The organism is Plantactinospora sp. GCM10030261, assembly GCF_042666615.1.
Lineage (GTDB): Bacteria > Actinomycetota > Actinomycetes > Mycobacteriales > Micromonosporaceae > KBS50.
The window spans coordinates 64,583-80,643 of record NZ_JBHTDD010000016.1 but is presented as its reverse complement, the minus strand read 5'-3'; the positions used below and the strand labels follow the sequence as shown (position 1 = coordinate 80,643).

The following is a 16,061-nucleotide window of genomic DNA, read 5'->3' as shown; positions in this document are numbered from 1 at the left end:
GATCCGCAGGTCACCGCCGGTACGACTATCGTGCACCGGGTGAACTGGCTCGACGCGATCGGCTGGACCGGCTCGGCGTTGCTTGTCTGGTCCCTGTTGCAGACCCGCATCCTGCGGCTGCGCGCCCTCAACCTGGTGGGCTGCCTGGTGCTCATCGGGTTCAACGCCGCCGTCGAGGTGTGGCCGATGGTGGGCCTGAACGTGGTGCTCGCCGTCATCAACGTGTGGTACCTGACCCGGATGCTGGCGACCCGGCACGACGACCGGACGTACCAGGTGGTGGAGGTCGGCACTGAGGACGGCTTCCTGACCCACACGCTGCGGGTGCACGCCGCGGACATCGCCCGGTTCAACCCGGACTTCGCCTGGCCGCCCAGCCGGCCGGCGGACCCCGGCCGGCCCGGCGATCCGGGTGGGCCGGCGGCCCCTGGCGGGCCGGACCGCTCGGCGTTCCTGGTGTTGCGGGCCGACGAGGTGGTCGGCGTGGTGCTGGTCCGGTCGGCGGGTGACGGCGTGGCGCGGATCGAGCTGGACTACGTGACGCCCCGGTTCCGCGATCTCACCCCCGGCGAGTTCGTCTACCGGCGCAGCAGCCTGTTCACCGACCGTGGGTTCCGCCGCGTGGTGACTCCCCCGGGCATGGTGGGCGCCTACTACGACCGGCTGGGGTTCCGGCGCAGCGGCCCGTCCTACGTCCTCGATCTGCCGTCGGACCAGCCGGTCGACCCGCGTCAGGTGGCCTGACTCGGGTCCCGCCGCGGACGGGCCGCCGCGGGTCACACCATGACCGGCGACTGCGCTCCTCGGTCGGGCGCCGGTTGCGCGGGCAGGTCCCGGTGCCGCCGGAGCGGACCGATCAGCAGGATCAGGCCGGTCAGCGCGAGCCAGCCGGTGGCGGTCCAGACGGCGGTACGCAGGCCCAGCGCGCCGGCCAGTGCCCCGGCCGCGAGCGTGCCGAGTGGGATCGCGCCGAGGTTGACCAGTTGCATGCTGGAGAGCACCCGGCCCAGCAGGTGGTGTGGGGTGTAGGCCTGCCGGAAACTCTCCTTGATCACGTTGCCGGCCACCACACCCGCGCCGATCACCATGCCACCGACGGCCGCCAGCGCCAGCCGAGGACCCGGTCCGGTGAGCGGGATGAGCAGCCCGAACGGGGCCGCCCCGAGCTCGCAGGCCAGCATGGCACGGGCGGTACCGATCCGCCGGGCGAGGGTGGTCGCCAGCAAGGCGCCGACCACGCCGCCGAGGCTCATCACGGCCATCAGCCCACCGACCAGCGCCGGCCGTACACCCACCTCGCGAACCAGGAAGACCACGAGGATCGACTGGTAGCCGACCAGGCCGAGGTTGGACGCCGCTCCGAACACGGCGAGCACCCGCAGGTAGGGGTCGCGCGCCACGAACCGGATGCCCTCGCTCACCTCCTGACGCAGGCTCGCGTCCCGTTGCCGAACCGCGGGACGCGGCTCGGCGCTGCGGATACCGAGCAGGCAGATGGCGGCGACGGCGAGGCTGGCCGCCTCCACGAGCAACGCGTTCACCGCGCCGATTCCGCCGGCGACCAGGCCGGCGAGGCCCGGACCGCCGACCCGCGCCGCCGCCTCGGTGCCCTGCAACCGGGCGTTGCCTGCCGGAAGGTCGACGGCCGGCACCAGGGTCGGCAGGTACACCTGGTACGCGGTCTGGAAGAACACCTTGGCGGTGCCGGCACCGAGAGCCACCGTCAGCAGGTGCGCGATGGTGAGCAGGTCGAGCCAGGCGGCCACCGGCACACTGACGAGCAGCCCGACGGAGAGCAGCTGGCAGGCGACCATCAGCGGTCGGCGGCGCAGCCGGTCCACCCAGGCTCCCGCTGGCAGGCTGATCAGCAGCCACGGCAGCCAGCTCGCGGTGGAGAGCAGCGCCACCTGGAACGCGCTGGCGTCCAGGGTCGCCACCGCGACCAGCGGCAGCGCCACGCTGGTGGCGGCGGTGCCGAGGGCGCTCACTCCCTGACCGGCCCAGAGCCGCTGGAAGTCGCGGCCCAGGCCGGGCCGCGGGACACGGCGGTGCCGGTGGCCGGGCGAGGTGTCCCCGGAGGTGGTGTCGACCGCGCTCACGGCTTGGCCGGTACGCCGTAGGCGAAGACGAACACCGGCTCGCGGGTCCGCCCGTCGTCCGGGATGTCGCGCCGCTTCCACCGGTCGAGCAGGTCGATGACCTCGCGATTCAGCTCGGTCAACTCCTCCGGGGTGAGTCGCAGCCACTGGTCGGTGGAGAAGGTGCTGTTTCCCCACGCCACCTGCTCGGCCTCGCCGGCCCCGTACCACGCCCGGACCATGCCGATGTGCCGGTCGAGGTTGATGGATCGGGCCGCCTCGGCGACCGCGTGCGAGACCGGGTCGCCGTCGAAGTCGCGATTGTTCCAGGACAGGCCGGGCTGCCCCAGCCGCCACCAGCGTTCGCGCCGGTCCCGGGCGAGTTCCGGCGCCTCCACGACCAGTTCGCAGCCGGCCAGCACCTTGAGGTGGTGGCTCACGTTGGCGACCGCCTGACCGGTCCGTTCGGCCAGCATCGAGGCGGTCGACGGGCCGTACACCTTCATCACGTCCATCAGCCGGCGGCGCAGTGGATGCGACAGCGCGGCAAGCACCCGGGAGTCGGTGATCTGTCGTACCTGGCGATCTTCCATGCCGTCAGGCTGACATCCGCAACGTCGGTTGCGCAAGAAACATTGCGCAATATCGGTTGAGGAACGAGTCGTTTCTGCCTCCCGCATAACGCCCTGTCGGCCCCCACGCGGGCCTCCCTAACCTGGCCGGCATGACGCGAACAGCACTGGTGATCGGGGCGACCGGGCAGGTGGGCCGGGCGGCGGTGGCCGCGCTGGTCCGGGACGGCTGGCGGGTCCGGGCCGGCTCCCGAGGCAGGCGGCCGGCCGGGACCTGGCCCGCGGACTGGGCGGTCGAGCCGATCACCGTCGACCGGGACGACGACGCGTCGCTGGCCGCCGCCGTCGGCACCGGCTGCGACGTGATCATCGACACCGTCGGGTACGGGCGGGGACACGCCGAGCAGGTGCTCCGGCTGGCTGACCGGATCGGCTCGGCCGTGGTGCTGTCCAGCGTCGGCGTCTACGTCGACGACGAGGGTCGCCCGTTCGGGGCCGACGATTTCCGCCCGCCGGAACTCATCCCCGAAACCCAACCCACCGTGCCCGGCCGGGTCGACCCGTTCGGCGCCGACGACTACGCCGGCGGCAAGGTGGACCTGGAGCGGACGCTGCTCGCCGCGGGCGACCGGCTGCCCGTCACGCTGCTGCGCGCCGGAGCGATCCACGGCCCGCACACCACCCAGCCCCGGGAGTGGCACTTCGTCAAGCGGGCGCTGGACCGCCGGCCGGTGCGCATCCTCGCGTACGCCGGGGAGAGCCGCTTCCACCCGGTCTCCACCGCCAACCTGGCCGAGTTGATCCGGCTCGCCGCCGCCCGGCCGGGATCCCGGGTGCTCAACGCGGGGGACCCGGACGTGCCCACGGTCCGCGAGATCGGCGCGGCCATCGGCGCGCTGCTGGACCACCGGCCGGAGGAGGTGCTAATCGACGGACCGTCCCCGGCGCCACCGGTGGGCGGCACACCGTGGACGGTCCCGCGGCCGGTGGTGCTGGACATGACCGCCGCCGGACGCGAGTTGGGCTACCGGCCGGTCACCGACTATCCGGGTTCGCTGCCGGCGACCGTGGACTGGCTGGTGGCCGCCGCCCAGGGCCGGGACTGGCGGGCGGTCTTCACCGACCTGGTCGAGTACTACACCACCGACTTCTTCGACTACGCCGCCGAGGACGCCTGGCTGGCCGCGCGGGACTGACCGGTGGCGGGCCGACGGGTGGCGGATCCGGCCAGCACGTCGGCCGGGATGCCCGGCCACCGGGCGTACGCGCCGGCCAGGAAGTAACCCTGGCCCGGATCCCAGGTGTGGCCCGCCTCCCGCCGGTGATAGACGTAACCGAGCGGGTGCGTCCGGTAGATCGACGCTCCCGCCCGGCGCAGTCGCCGGAGCAGGCCGAGGTCGACCGACCGGGGCACCGGACGCCAGCCCCCGACCGCCTCCAGGTCGCCCCGGCCCAGCAGCATGGTGCCGCCGGCCACGATGTCCCCCTCGGCCTCGGGGACGCCGGACGAGCGCCGGACGGTGGCGTCCAGCGACTCCAGGTAGACGAACTCGGCGCCCTTGCCGACCAGGGCGGCGCCTGAGTAGTGCCGGGCCAGCACCAGGTCCCAGACATGCTCGTCGGAGTACGAGTCGTCATCGTCGATCTTGGTGATCAGGCTGCCGCCCGCCCGCGCGCTGGCCATGCCCAGCACCTCGCCGAAGCTGGTGTCGGAATCGGCGGCCACCACCTGGACCGGACGACCGCTGTCGGACAGCATGGCCCGTGCCTCGGCCGGCAGCGGGAAGCCGTGCGGGCACACCACGAACTCCAACTCGGGATAGGTCTGGTCCAGCAACCCCCGCAGCGCCCCGGCCAGCAGCTCCGGCCGGCGCGTCGCGAGGATCGCGCTCACCGTCGGCAGCCGGCCCAGTGTCGGGAAGCCCGCGACCGCGAGCGGGGGCAGCGCGAACGCGGGATCGTGACCCCGCATGGCCGCCCGCCGCTGCCGAACGCTGCGCGCCTCGGCCGCGAGTGGATCAGCGGTCTCCACCGGGTTGTCGAGTATGGCCCGTAGCTCGGGCGCGAGCAGGTCGGCCACGGCCGACGGCAGGTCGGGGACGTGCAGCGTCGCACCGGTCATCGCCAACTGCACCAGCAGCGCCGCGGTGTCCACCGGCTCGGCGGCGGGCACGTCCCGGCAGTCGACCACGCCCACCTGACGCAGCGTGGCGAGCGTGGCGGCATCCAGACCGGGGCCGTCGACCGGTCGTCCGGCTCGGTGGCCGCGGCCGGACCGCTCGACGACCTCCAGCCGTACCCGGGGGGCGTCCGGCCGGTACGCGGCGGCCCGCCGGCCACGCGGGTTGATCCGCCGCGCGTCGGCCAGCACCAGCCACTCCCCCGCGGGCCCGCGAACCGCGGAGCGGGTGGCCGGCAACACCAGTCCGTACCGCGGGTCGGCCGCCCGCGGCTCGGTGCCGGTCGGGTCGCCGGTGGCCAGCACCACGTCGTACGGCCGGACCTGGGTGTCGTCCGGCAGCGTGGCCCGGGATTCGTGGCGCGGGTCCAGGAACCCCGGCACCGGCCCGTACCCGGTCAGGTCCGGGCTGGCGGGTGCCGGCAACGGCCGGGCCGGAGCGAGCGCACCGAGCACCCCGCCCAGCACCTCCCGCAGCGGCGTCGGACGGCGCATCCGGACCGCGACCGTGGCAACCCCCCGGCCGAGCCGGGGCAACGCCACCCGCTGGCGGAGTACGCCGTCCATCGGCCCCACACCGCCGCCGGACCAGCCGCGCCGCGGCGCCCGCCAGTAGACCACCACCACCCGGGCCGCGACCGTCGGAGCCAGCGCGCGCGGCCCGGCGGCCAGCTCACGGACCCGGTCGACCGACCCGGCCAGGACCAGCACCCGCCGGATGCCGGGAACCCGAAGCACCCGGAGCCCAGCCAGGCGGCTCAGCCGCTCCGACCGGACCGGCGCCGGCCGGTCCAGCAGCCGCCACACCACACGCCGGCGGCTCCTGCCCTCGACCTTCTCATCCGGTACGCCGGCGGCGCACCCGGAGACCTCGTCCATGCTCAACCCGTCCTGATCGCTGACCGGCCACTCGTGGGCACGGCGGCGCCGTCGGCCGGCACCGCGCCGGCCGCCGGCGGCATGCACGTGGGCCGGACCCGGCCCAACAGCCGCCGCCGGGCCTGCCAGCCCGTCATCATCATCTCGAACAACAGGTAGCCGTCAACGGCGACGAGCCGCTGCTTGATGCCCTCGTTGCCGCCCGGCATCGGGGGCGCCACGGCCGGTCGGTGCCGGTGGTACCGCTCGGCCAGCCGCTGGAAGTACCGACGGCGCTGCGCCCGGGGCACCCGACTCGCGTGGCCGAGCACCTGGAGACAGTGCCAGATCATCTTGCGGAAGATCAACGGACGCAGGGTGGCCGCCCGTTCCGGATGTGCCGCCAGGTATGCCATCACCCGGTCCCACTGCTCGAACACCTCGAAGTGCCTGTCGCTCACGGTCCAGGTGATCGCCCCGGCGGGACGCTGCCGGTAGGCGTAGCAGTTCCGGTCGAGCAGGCTGATCCGCTCGGCGGCGATCATCAGGGGCAGGACGAACGCCACGTCCTCGTACCATCCGGGACCGAAGGCGAGGCCGCTGGTGGTGAGGAAGTCCCGACGGATCACCTTGTTGCAGGCGATCCACAGCACGTCGAGCAGGCCCGGCCGGTCGGCGAAGCGGAACACGCCGGGCACCGGGTCGCCCCGGCCCACCCTGCCCAGATCGTGCGACTCCACCCGACCGTCCGGATGGACCCGGGTGTATCCGGTGACCAGCAGGTCCGGTTCGGTCTGGGCGAGCCGGTCGGCGACCGCCCGGAGGGTGCCCGGCGGCAACCAGTCGTCGCTGTCCACGCACCACACGTACCGGCCGGTGGCCCGGGTGATACCCACGTTGCGCGCGTGGCCCAGCCCGCCGTTGCGGGTCAGCGTGACGACCGTGATCCGGGGGTCCCGGGCGGCGTACCGGGTCAGGATGGCGGCCGACCCGTCGTCGGAGGCGTCGTCCACCGCGATCACCTCGATGTCGCGGAACGACTGACCGAGCACTGAGTCCAGGCACTCCGCCAGGAAGTCCTCGACCCGGTACACCGGGATGATCAAGCTGAGCAGGGGCATCGGCGCGCTCCCTCCGTCCGGCGTCTGGACTCACTCTCCACACGCCGGGCGACAGCACCGGGTTGCGCCGGGAAACGTCGGGTGACGGCGAGCGGACCAACTGGCGACCACGGTGCCGCGGTTGGTCACCAGGGAATGTCCGACGGTCCGGAATCCCTTCGCGCCCCTTGTCATCGCGCCTGCCCGGCGCCCCCGCCACAGCGGACGGGTGCGGCTCCATGGGGTCAGCCGGGTCGCCTGCCGCGGGACGGTCAGCCGGAGGTCGTGGGCAGGAACACCGCCGACGGGTACCCCGGCTCGTGCAGGATCTCGCGGCGGCCGGCACGCAACCCGACCGCGCTGCCCAGGGGCTCCCCGGTGCCCGGGTTACGCGCGTACCGCGGATGCGCTCCGCCGCTGACCTGGAGGCGGACCCGGTGTCCAGGACGGAACCGATGGGCCACCGGCCACAGGGTCACCGGCACCCGCAGCACCCCGGCCGCGTCGACCGGGAACCGGCCCGGCTCCACCCGGACCAACCCGTCGCAGACGTTCCACGACCGGCCGCGCCGGTCCACGTCGCACAGCCGCAGGAATAGGTCGAAGTGGGCCAGGTCGCTGCGCACATGGATCTCGGCGGTCACCGGGCCGATCACCTCCAGCGCGGCGCCGAGCGGGTCGCCGGTGTAGAGCAGCACGTCGGGGCGCGCCTCCACCGGCCGGTTGTCCACCGCGCCGGCCCGCTGCGCCACCAGCAGCGGGCCGCCCAGCGACGGGGTGGGATCCGCCGGGTCGTACCAGAACTCGTCGGGTGCCGACGGCACCGGCGGATCCGGCGACAGGCCGGCGTCGGGACACAGGTGCCAGACCGTCCTGGTGGCCGGCGGCGGCCAGTCGGGCAGGTCCCGCCAGCCCACGCCGCCGCCGACGTGGATCCGCACCGGCGCCACCCGCGGGTGCGCCGGGTGTGCCACGCTGCCGGACGGGGCGCCCCGATCGTCCGCGAGATGGGTCCGCAACCAGGCCAGGCCCTCCCGCAGCGCGGCGCCGAACAGGCCCGGGCTGCCGTGCGTCCACGGCCCGACGGTAAGCGACGGCCGGCCACCCGCCGCCCGCAGCGCGGCGTAGTCGGCGAGTTGGGCCGGAAGGAAGATGTCGTGCCAGCCGGACACCATCGCGACCGGGGTCGTCACCTCGGCGATCCGGGCGTCGAACACCCGGGATCGCCAGTAGTCCGCGCCGGGCGTGTGGTGGGTCAGCCACTCCTGGAAGAACCGCACCGTCCCGCCGGTGGCCACCCGGTCGGCCTCGGCGAGCGGCAGGTGCGCCAGCCCGGCGAGCAGCCGGGGTTGACCCCGGCGCAGTTCGACCTGGCGGGCCAACCACGGCACGGTCTGCGCCTCCAGCAGCTCCGCCCAGGTCAACACGGTGTCCAGGGAGAACGAGCCACCCGCGTACGTGGAGTCCCGGGTGCTCGCCGCGGTCACCACGGCGACCATCGCCCGCAGGTCGGGCACCTCGGCCGCCAGCGCCCACTGCACGAAGCCCTGGTAACTGGCGCCGAACATGCCGAACCGGCCGGCGTACCAGGGCTGCCGGCGCAGCCAGTCGACGGTGTCCAGGCCGTCGGTGCGCTCGTGCACGAACGGTTCGAACCGGCCGCCGGAGCCGAAGGTCCCCCGGCAGGACTGCACGACCGCGTGGAATCCCTGGGCGGCCAGCAGCCGGCCGAGCAGCCGGATCGGCCCACCTCGCCCGTACGGGGTGCGGATGAGCACGGTGGGCGCGCCCGGCAGGTCGGGTGCGTAGTGGTCGGTCAGCAGCGGCACGCCGTCGCGTACCCGGACTTTGATCTTCATGGTGGTCCGCACCCGGCGGGCCCGCGCGGGCGGCAGTCCGAGTAGCCGGCCGGCGGCCCGGACGACCAGACCGTCGATCACCGCGGCGTCCCGGCACTGTCCGGCCCGGACGTCCCGGCGCCGCGCATCTCGTCGCGGTGCTCGCGCAGGGTGCCGGTCATCGCGGTCAGGAACTGGTGTACGACCTCGAGTTCCGCCTCGGTGAAACCGGACATCACGCGGTCGCTGCGCCGGCCCAGCGGGCTGAAGAACTCGACGGCGAGGCGGGCACCCGGCTCGGCGTACCGGAGGAAGACCTTGCGCCGGTCGGCGGTGTCCCGGTCGCGGCGGATGTGTCCGGCCCGCTCCAGCCGGTCGATCAGGGCGGTGACCGAGCCGGACGAGAGGTTGAGTTGCTCACCGAGGCGGCCGGGGGTGATGGGTTCGCCCTTTCCCTCGGCGTCCATGACCGCGATCAGCGCCTGCAGGTCGGTGGCGCCGAGCCCGTGCAGGTTGGCGAAGGCGTGGCCGACGTGCTGCGCGTCGAGTGAGTAGTCCCGCAGCGCGTCGACGATCCCGGACTGGAGCACCTCCCGGCGGGTGACCCGCCTGCGGTACATGCCGCCCATCCTGTCGCCGACCTCCCTCGCGTTGCAGCTTACCTCATTCACCGATAATCTCGATAGCCAAGATACTTGACGGTCGGGAGACATCGATGAAATCGGTACCCGGGCTCGGCCACCGACTGGTCGCCCTGATCACCGGAAAGTGGACCGCCTGGCTCGTGCTGGTGGTGGCCGCCGCCGGCTCGGCCCTGCTCATCGCCACCGGAGGCGAGGCCCGCACCAGCAACGACCCCACGTCCGCGCTGCCCGCCGACGTCCAGTCGGTCCGGGTGGCGGAGCTGCAACGCACCCTGCCCGGCGGTCAACTCAACCCGGCGCTTGTCGTCTACGCCAAGGGCGGCGAGCCGCTCACCGCCGACGACGAACAGGCCATCGCCGGCCAACGCGACCGGTTCGCCGAGGTGGCGGTCGACGGCCAGGTGGCGCCGCCGGTCCTCGCTCCCGACCGGCGGGCCGCGCTGGTGCCGGTGCCGCTGCCCGGGGACCTGGACAACGAACGGCTCGGCGACGCGGTCGACCAGGTGCGCGCCGTCGCCCGCGACGGGCTGCCGCCCGGGGTCACCGCCGAGGTCACCGGCGGGGCCGGCTTCACCGCCGACATCGCGTCCTCGTTCGACGGGGCCAACGTCCGGCTGCTGCTGGTCACCGTCACCGTCGTCGCCCTACTGCTCATCGTCACCTACCGCAGCCCCTGGCTGTGGCTGGTGCCGCTGGCCGTGGTGGGCACCGCCGACGTGGTAAGCAACTCCCTGATCGCCATCGTCAGCCGGGCCACCGACATCACCATCGACGGGTCCATCACCGGCATCGTCGACGTGCTCGTCTTCGGCGCCGGCACCAACTACGCCCTGCTGCTGATCGCCCGGTACCGCGAGGAACTGCGCCGCACCGCCGACCGCCGCGCTGCGCTGCGCCGGGCCCTGTCCTCGGCCGGTCCGGCGATCGGCGCCAGCGCCGGCACCGTGGTGCTGAGCCTGCTCACCCTGCTGGCCGCCGTACTCGCGAACGACCGGGCCATCGGCGTGGCCGGCGCCGTCGGCATCACCACCGCCGCGGTGTACGGGCTTGTCGTGCTGCCCGCCGCGCTCGCGGTCTGCGGCCGACGGCTGTTCTGGCCGTTCGTCCCGCGCGAGGGCCAGCCCGACCCGACCCGGACCGGCGTCTGGGCGCGCATCGGCGGCGTCGTGGCCCGCCGGCCGCGGGTGGTGCTGGCGTCCTCGCTGGCGCTGCTGATCCTGCTGGCCTCCGGGCTGTTCGGCGTCCGCCTCGGGCTCAGCCAGACCGAGCAGTTCCGGGTCAAGGCCGAGTCGATCGACGGACTGGCCACGCTGAGCCGCTACTTCCCGGCCGGAGCGGCCGAGCCGACCGTGGTGATCGCGCGCGCCGCCGCCGAGCGGCCGGTGCTGGAGGCCGTCGAGTCGACCCCCGGCGTGGCCAGCGCCCGGGTCACCGAACGCGGCAACGACCTGGTCGCCGTGGACGCCGTGCTGAGCGCCGAGCCGGACAGCGCCGCCAGCTACGACACGATCCGTGCGCTGCGCGACCGGGTGGCCGCCGTGCCGGACGCGGAGGCGCTGGTCGGCGGCGGCGTCGCGGCCAACCTGGACACCCGCGAGGCGGCGGTGCGCGACCTGCGGGTGACCGTACCGCTGATCCTGGTGGTGGTGCTGGCCATCCTGATCCTGCTGCTGCGCTCGATCGTGGCTCCGTTGGTGCTGGTCGGCACCGTGGTCGCCACGTTCTTCGCGGCGCTCGGGGCGAGCAACTTCCTGTTCCAGAACGTGCTCGACTACGCCGCGCTGGACACCAGCGTGCCGCTGCTGGCGTTCCTGTTCCTGGTGGCACTCGGAGTGGACTACAACATCTTCCTGACCACCCGGGGGCGGGAGGAGGCGGCCACCCAGGGCACCGCCCGAGGCATGATCACCGCGCTGGCCGTGACCGGTGGTGTGATCACCAGCGCCGGAATCCTGCTCGCCGCGGTCTTCGCCGTGCTCGGCGTGCTGCCGCTTGTCACCCTCACCGAGATCGGCATCATCGTCGGGATCGGCGTCCTGCTCGACACGCTGCTGGTGCGGACGCTGCTGGTCCCGGCCATCGCGGTCGCCCTCGGTCGCCGGTTCTGGTGGCCCAGCCGGCTCAGCCGACCCGACCGGCCGGCCGACGCGGCACCGGCGGCTGCCCGGGAGCCGGTGGGCAGCGCGAACGGCTAGGGTCGCCGCTGGCGGCGGTGTCCGTCCCGGGTCGCCGCTACCGGGCCGCGGACCGTTCCCTCGGGGAAGCGGTCCGCAGTGCCCGGTCGCGGCTGGCCCAGGCGACGATGAAGAAAACCGTCCAGAAGACGCCGAGCAGCACCGAGGTGACCGTCTCGCTGGCCGTGCTCCAACCCAGATAGAGCCGGGCCGTGACGACGGTCACGATGCCCACCGCCGCGCCGGTCCAGGCGGCCACCGCCGCCGGCCAGTGCCGGCCCCGGGCCAGCAGCCAGGCCATCGTGCACAGGCTCGCCGAGACCACCGCGTTCTGGGTCGGGAAGAGCGTGATCGGCACCGGACCCACGATGTCCTCGCCGCGATCCGGTTGGGTGAGATCAGCGACCATGGCCAGCAGCATCAGCGGCACGAACGCGCCGGCGGTGCCCAGCACGCCCACCAGGTCGGTGCGCCAGGCGCTGGTCCGGCCACGCCCGGTCTCGGGCAGTGCTGACAGCCGGTCCCCCGCCCGGCCACTGCGCGCCAACGGCCGACCCCCCGCCCGGCCACCGAGGGCGAGCGTGAGAATCGCCACGGCGAGGATCAGGACCGGTCCGCGTAGCACGGCGAGAACGCCGACCGCGGCCTCCGCCATGGCCGGCGTGCGCCGGTCGGCGAACCACCCGCTGATCGCCCCGTCCACCACCGACAATCCGCTGTGCCGGATCACGGCGGTGAGCAGCCAGGCCAGGGCCAGACCGAGACCGAAAAGCAGTGCCAGGCCGCTGAGCAGGTTGAGCAGCAGCGTCCAGCCGGCACCGATCCGTGCCGACAACCTGGCAACCAGGGACCCGTACCGCCGAGCCAGCCAACGCGACGGCGGCAACGCCACGGTCCGGTCCGCCAGCGCCCGGACCGGATCGGGATTGCGCCCCAGCCAGCGGCCGACAAGCACCAGGACGACGATGCCGGCGAGCAGCGCGAGAACCGCTCCGGTGGCCTTGCCGAGCAGGTCGGACACCCGTCGGTACGACTCACCGGCCAGGTAGCCCACGACGACCGTGGATCCGACCCAGCCTGCGCCACCGGCCAGGTTCCACGCCGCGAACCGCCGGTAGGGCATGCCTGCGGCGCCGGCCAGCCGGGGTGCCAGGGTGCGGACGAAGGCCAGCCACCGGGCGGCGAGCACCCCCCGACCGCCCAGCCGGTTGATCAACGCCTCGGCCCGGGTCCAGCGATCCGCGCCGACACGGGCCCCCCACCGCCCCTCGCGCAGCGCCGCTCCGCGCCGACGACCGCTGCGGTACGCCCACCCGTCACCGATCGCCGCGGCGACGATCATGATGATCGCGGCCGGTACGAGCCGCAGCGTGCCCGCGTATGCTAGGAAGCCGACCAGCAGCAGGGTGGCCTCCGCGGGCACCAGCAGCCCGACGATCACCGCTGTCTCACCGGCGACGAGCACCGCCGCGAGCACGTACACGAGCCAGGGCGGCGACTGTTGCAGCACCGTCACCATGTCGTGCACGGACATGCCGGACAGCATGCCAGTCGGTGACACCCCCGCAACGACAAGTACTCAGCTTGGGCTCAGGTGGCCCGGGCCCGGACCGAAGAGCCACCCCACGAGAATGGACAGCATGCAGACCCGCTCCGATCTTCGAAACGTCGCGATCGTCGCGCACGTCGACCATGGCAAGACGACCCTGGTGGACGCGATGCTGCGGCAGGCCGGCGCCTTCTCCGCCCGGGCCGAACTCACCGACCGGGTGATGGACTCGATGGACCTGGAGCGGGAGAAGGGCATCACGATCCTGGCCAAGAACACGGCCGTACGGTACGAGCCGGCCGACGGCACCGACCCCGTCACCATCAACATCATCGACACCCCTGGGCACGCCGACTTCGGCGGCGAGGTGGAGCGCGGACTGACCATGGTCGACGGGGTCGTCCTGCTGGTCGACGCCAGCGAGGGCCCGCTGCCGCAGACCCGGTTCGTGTTGCGCAAGGCGCTGCGCGCCCGGATGCCGATCATCCTGGTGATCAACAAGGTGGACCGCCCGGACGCCCGGATCAAGGAAGTGGTCGACGACACATACGAACTCTTCCTCGACCTGGACGCCGAGGACGGCCAGATCGACTTTCCGATCGTCTACGCCTGCGCCCGCGACGGTGTGGCGTCGCTCACCCAGCCGGCCGACGGCACCGTACCGACCGACAGCACCTCGCTGGAGCCACTGTTCCGCACCCTGCTGGACACCATCCCACCGCCGTCGTACGAGGCGGACGCGCCGCTCCAGGCCCACGTCACCAACCTGGACGCGTCGCCGTTCCTCGGTCGGCTGGCGCTGTGCCGGGTCCGCCAGGGCACCATCCGCAAGGGAGAGACGGTCGCCTGGTGCCGCACCGACGGTGAGATCGGAAAGGTCCGCATCTCCGAGCTGTTGATGACCGAGGGCCTGGAGCGCAAACCGGCCGAGCAGGCCGGACCCGGAGACATCATCGCCGTTGCCGGCATTCCCGACATCATGATCGGCGAGACGCTCACCGACGTGAACGATCCCCGGCCGCTGCCGCTGATCACCGTCGACGAGCCGGCGATCTCGATGACCATCGGCACCAACACCTCACCCCTGGTCGGTCGGGTCAAGGGCGCCAAGGTGACCGCCCGGATGGTGAAGGACCGCCTCGACAAGGAGCTGGTCGGCAACGTGTCGCTGCGGGTGCTGCCGACCGAGCGGCCGGACGCCTGGGAGGTGCAGGGCCGGGGCGAGCTGGCGCTGGCCATCCTGGTCGAGCAGATGCGCCGGGAGTCGTACGAGCTGACCGTCGGCAAGCCGCAGGTGGTCACCCGGGAGATCGACGGCAAGGTGTGCGAGCCGGTGGAACGGCTCACCATCGACGCCCCCGAGGAGTACCTCGGCGCCATCACCCAACTGCTGGCCACCCGGAAGGGCCGGATGGAGCAACTGGTCAACCACGGCACCGGATGGATCCGGATGGAGTGGCTGGTGCCGGCCCGAGGACTGATCGGGTTCCGCACCGAGTTCCTCACCGACACCCGGGGCACCGGCATCCTGCACCACGTCTTCGAGTCGTACGAGCCGTGGTTCGGCGAGCTGCGCACCCGCAACAACGGCTCGCTGGTCGCCGACCGGGCCGGTGCGGTGACCTCGTTCGCGATGCTGAACCTGCAGGAGCGGGGCACGCTGTTCGTCGAGCCGTCCACCGAGGTGTACGAGGGCATGATCGTCGGGGAGAACTCCCGCTCCGACGACATGGACGTCAACATCACCAAGGAGAAGAAGCTCACCAACATGCGGTCCTCGACGTCCGAGGAGACCGAGAAGGTGATCCCGCCGCGCAAGCTCTCCCTGGAGCAGGCCCTGGAGTTCTGCCGCGAGGACGAGTGCGTGGAAGTCACCCCGGCGGCCGTCCGGCTGCGCAAGGTGGTGCTCGACCAGACCGCCCGCGCCCGAGCCACCGCCCGCCGCAAACACGCCAACTGACCCCCCGCCCCCACCTTTCTTCCCCGCGATCTTGCACTTCTGGCCCCGACGAAGCGGCACAAATCCCGCGTATCGGTAACCCAAACTCCAAGATCGAGGGGCGGGTCGCGGGGTCGCGGGGAGTGGGGTCGTGGGGAGGGTGGGGTCGTGGGGAGGGTGGGGTCGGATCACCGGGGGGCGGGGGTTACCGTGCCGGGATGAGCTGGCAGGAACTTGACGCGCGGTTGGCCGCCGCGCCCGGCACCGTCTCCGGGTACGTGAGCCGGCCCGGGCGACCGCCCGCGTACAGCCGGCTGGCCGACGTCCCGCACTACGCGGCCAGCACCATGAAGGTCGCCGTCCTGGCCGCGCTCTACCGGGCGGCGGAGGCCGGCACGCTGGACCTGGACGCCCCGGTGCCGGTACGCAACGACTTCACCTCCGCCCAGCCCGGGGCGCCGCGGTTCGCCTGCAACCACGGGTACGACAACGACGACGCCGTCTGGGAGCGGCTCGACCGGACCGCGTCGCTGCGCTGGCTGGCGCACCGGATGATCGTCCGGTCCAGCAACCTGGCCACCAACATCGTCCTCGAACACGTCGGCCGCGAGGCGGTCGCGCAGGCGTGGCGGCTCGGCGGGGCCCGGAACAGCGTCACCGGCCGGGGCATCGAGGACTTCGCCGCCCGCGAGGCCGGCATCACCAACCTGGTCACCGCCGCCGACCTGGCCACCCTGCTGGGCACGCTGACGCTGGGAGCCGAATCCCCCGGCCCGCTTGCCTCCCCGGCGAGCTGCGCCGCGATGCTGGACGTGCTCGCCGCCCAGGAACACCGCGAGGATCTGGCCGCCGGGCTGCCCGTGGGCACCCGCATCGCGCACAAGAACGGCTGGGTCCAGGGCGTCCGGCACGGAGCGGGCGTGGTGTTCCCGGCCGACGCGCCCGCGTACACGGTCGCCTTCTGCACCACGACGGACCTCGCGGACGGCGGGGCGAGCGGCGCGGATCCGGACGACGACGCCTGCCGACTGATCGCCGCCGCCTCGGCGACGATCTGGGCGGCCCGCCACCACCTCTGAGGCGTATCCGGCTCTGAGGCGTATCCGGCCGACCCGCCACCGTCTCTGCGC

The 16,061-nt window shown here is 73.2% G+C and carries 12 protein-coding genes; 5 read left to right on the top strand and 7 right to left on the bottom strand.

The genetic code is table 11. The features are described 5' to 3' along the window. Window positions 1-39: 39 nt before the first annotated feature. Window positions 40-744: a hypothetical protein gene (locus ACFQUZ_RS19700; RefSeq protein ID WP_377444185.1), complete on the top strand. Its 705-nt coding sequence runs from the start codon at window positions 40-42 to the stop codon at window positions 742-744. 32 nt (window positions 745-776) lie between these two features. Here ACFQUZ_RS19700 and ACFQUZ_RS19695 read toward each other — a convergent pair whose 3' ends face one another. After that, entirely contained in the window at window positions 777-2,099 is a 1,323-nt protein-coding gene (locus ACFQUZ_RS19695) for an MFS transporter (protein ID WP_377444183.1), read from the bottom strand. Beyond that, window positions 2,096-2,671 carry an ArsR/SmtB family transcription factor gene (locus ACFQUZ_RS19690; RefSeq protein WP_377444181.1) on the bottom strand — a complete coding sequence of 192 codons (576 nt, stop codon included), beginning with the start codon at window positions 2,669-2,671 and terminating at the stop codon, window positions 2,096-2,098. The genes ACFQUZ_RS19695 and ACFQUZ_RS19690 overlap by 4 nt, the downstream gene beginning before the upstream one ends. A gap of 131 nt (window positions 2,672-2,802) precedes the next feature. On the opposite strand from ACFQUZ_RS19690, the gene ACFQUZ_RS19685 reads away from it, so the two are divergent. Then, entirely contained in the window at window positions 2,803-3,846 is a 1,044-nt protein-coding gene (locus ACFQUZ_RS19685; RefSeq protein WP_377444180.1) for an NAD-dependent epimerase/dehydratase family protein, read from the top strand. Here the strand turns inward: ACFQUZ_RS19685 and ACFQUZ_RS19680 are convergent. The 4 genes from ACFQUZ_RS19680 to ACFQUZ_RS19665 form a co-directional block, all read right to left on the bottom strand. Then, window positions 3,807-5,708 (bottom strand): hypothetical protein, encoded by a 1,902-nt coding sequence (locus ACFQUZ_RS19680; protein ID WP_377444178.1) that lies wholly within the window; start codon window positions 5,706-5,708, stop codon window positions 3,807-3,809. The genes ACFQUZ_RS19685 and ACFQUZ_RS19680 overlap by 40 nt on opposite strands. Window positions 5,709-5,710: 2 nt before the next feature. Beyond that, window positions 5,711-6,808: a glycosyltransferase family 2 protein gene (locus ACFQUZ_RS19675; protein WP_377444177.1), complete on the bottom strand. Its 1,098-nt coding sequence runs from the start codon at window positions 6,806-6,808 to the stop codon at window positions 5,711-5,713. A gap of 251 nt (window positions 6,809-7,059) precedes the next feature. Next, entirely contained in the window at window positions 7,060-8,727 is a 1,668-nt protein-coding gene (locus ACFQUZ_RS19670) for a CocE/NonD family hydrolase (RefSeq protein ID WP_377444176.1), read from the bottom strand. Continuing rightward, window positions 8,724-9,245 carry a MarR family winged helix-turn-helix transcriptional regulator gene (locus ACFQUZ_RS19665; protein WP_377444174.1) on the bottom strand — a complete coding sequence of 174 codons (522 nt, stop codon included), beginning with the start codon at window positions 9,243-9,245 and terminating at the stop codon, window positions 8,724-8,726. Before ACFQUZ_RS19665 ends, ACFQUZ_RS19670 begins: the two co-directional genes overlap by 4 nt. Window positions 9,246-9,340: 95 nt before the next feature. On the opposite strand from ACFQUZ_RS19665, the gene ACFQUZ_RS19660 reads away from it, so the two are divergent. Further along, the gene (locus ACFQUZ_RS19660; RefSeq protein ID WP_377444172.1) at window positions 9,341-11,464 is read left to right on the top strand and encodes an MMPL family transporter; all 2,124 of its coding nucleotides are present in this window, start codon (window positions 9,341-9,343) and stop codon (window positions 11,462-11,464) included. A gap of 37 nt (window positions 11,465-11,501) precedes the next feature. Here ACFQUZ_RS19660 and ACFQUZ_RS19655 read toward each other — a convergent pair whose 3' ends face one another. Beyond that, a complete protein-coding gene (locus tag ACFQUZ_RS19655; protein WP_377444356.1) occupies window positions 11,502-12,971 on the bottom strand; it encodes a DedA family protein in 1,470 nt (489 codons plus the stop codon). Window positions 12,972-13,083: 112 nt separating this feature from the next. Here ACFQUZ_RS19655 and typA point away from each other — a divergent pair, with 112 nt between their 5' ends. Beyond that, complete coding sequence (gene typA / locus ACFQUZ_RS19650) at window positions 13,084-14,952, top strand: translational GTPase TypA (protein ID WP_377444170.1); 1,869 nt, start codon at window positions 13,084-13,086, stop codon at window positions 14,950-14,952. 197 nt (window positions 14,953-15,149) lie between these two features. Then, a complete protein-coding gene (locus ACFQUZ_RS19645; protein WP_377444168.1) occupies window positions 15,150-16,010 on the top strand; it encodes a serine hydrolase in 861 nt (286 codons plus the stop codon). The last annotated feature ends 51 nt before the right edge of the window (window positions 16,011-16,061 follow it).